The sequence below is a fragment of the Candidatus Saccharimonadales bacterium genome (assembly GCA_036397795.1).
Classification (GTDB): Bacteria; Patescibacteriota; Saccharimonadia; order Saccharimonadales; family DASWIF01; genus DASWIF01.
In genome coordinates, this window is the sequence record DASWIF010000029.1 from 1 (window position 1) to 1,653 (window position 1,653).

The window sequence follows — 1,653 nt, forward strand, 5'->3', positions numbered from 1 at the left end:
GGCGCCCAGGTTTCTCCAAAATCAAATGATTTGTAAATACCGGCGGTTGTGTCGGTTGACTCAGAACTTCCAGCCTGGAAACAGCCGCTGAGAATAACGGCGGATCCAACAATGACAAAAGTTAATAATTTTGGTGACATACCTCCAAGCTTAAAAAGTTAACATAATATTTTCGAATAAAAGTTTTGGATTCACGTTCGCGCTCAGCTGGCCGCGAGCCTGCCCAAGTTCACGCAGAACAGAACTCAACTGTCGCGGGGAGAGCTTTTGCGCCTGAGCCGCCAGCTCAACCGTCAGGCTTGGGTTGCCCAGCCGCTCCTGGTTGCCGGTCCAAGTTAGAAGCAGATCCCGAAACACTCGCGTGAGCTGACTGCAAAGCTGTTCCGGTGAAAAATCTTTTAGGAGTTCATCGACACGACGCAAACGCTGGTAAAGAGTTTGGCCGCAAAGCTGGAGCACGCTCCGATATCGTTGCTGCTGCTCGTCAAAGCCATGCGTGAGTTGCGCAAGTTCAAGCGCCAATCCCGGCCGGCCATACACAGTCGCGGCCAAACGTTGAGCCGCGGCCGGCTTAACTTCGTGCCACTGTAAAAATTCCGCTATCTCGGTTCTCGGCACCAGCCGGAAAAGCAGACGCTGGCAGCGTGACTGAAGCGTGCCGGGCAGCCGACCGGAATCCGCGCAGACAAGCAACAGTATGGTTCGAGCCGGCGGTTCTTCCACAATTTTAAGTAGCGCGTTGGCCGCCTCAATGCTTAAGTGTTCGACTTCGTCAATGATGGCAAGTTTATGGCCGTTAAGAAAAGAGTGTAAATGCAACCGTTCCTGGAGCTGGCGGATTTGATCTATTCCAATCCGTTGGGCGGACAAACCGGTTTTGTCATCAATTAAACGCCGAAGTTCATAAAAATCCGGATGAACGCTGGCCAAAAACTGCTGGCAGCCGGAACACGTGCCGCAGGCCTGAAGCGAGCCGGCGCCGGGAGATTGGCACAGCATCAGCTGAGCCAAGCGCTTGGCCAGGCGATATTTGCCGACTCGGGCCGGGCCTTCAAAAAGATAGGCGGGCGCCAAGGACTCCTGCCCAAAACTCAGGCGCAAAAAATCAACCACGTGTTGATTTCCGACAAAATCCTCAATCCTGCCTTCCAAGTCGCCTTTTGACATAACTACATCTTAACATAAAGCTACTGTCTGACAAGCCTTGATTATACTAAAAAGCCGACATTTTGCCAAGCTTAGCCAGGCCGAGTCAGGGCGAGTCGTTACAGATTGACAAAATCATCTTGTTATGGCAAGCTACACTATTCGTTCTTTTTAGCTATATATTTAGCCCGTTATTCAACCGGGTAAGCTTGTCACTGTCGTTCGCGAACGACGTGACTTGCAAAAGTAGCCATAGCCAAAAGCCACCCATCAACCAAAGTGTCATCGCGAGTCCCGCCTTTGGCGGGACGTAGCGATCTCTTCGCTGAAGGGATTGCTTCATCTCACGTCGTTTCTCAACGACGTGATCCTCGCAATGACACAGTGACTGGGTAGTTTCTGGCTATGGCTACCACAATGGTGCCCTCTAGCATACTCCATCGCCCGCCTTCTAAAAGAAGACGGGCAGTCCGACTAGAAGTCGGGAAAGGACAGCGTCATGTCCAA

Annotated in this window: 1 protein-coding gene; it reads right to left on the reverse strand. The window is 51.8% G+C overall.

Going from position 1 to position 1,653, the window contains the following annotated elements; all coding sequences use genetic code 11:
* Positions 1–150 precede the first annotated feature (150 nt).
* Positions 151–1,167: a DNA polymerase III subunit delta' C-terminal domain-containing protein gene (locus tag VGA08_01770; GenBank protein ID HEX9679323.1), complete on the reverse strand. Its 1,017-nt coding sequence runs from the start codon at positions 1,165–1,167 to the stop codon at positions 151–153.
* Positions 1,168–1,653 lie beyond the last annotated feature (486 nt).

What these genes read in the sequence shown, in the direction of transcription:
- VGA08_01770 (HEX9679323.1), bottom strand. Translation starts at nt 1,167, where the DNA reads ATGTCAAAAGGCGACTTGGAAGGCAGGATTGAGGATTTTGTCGGAAAT.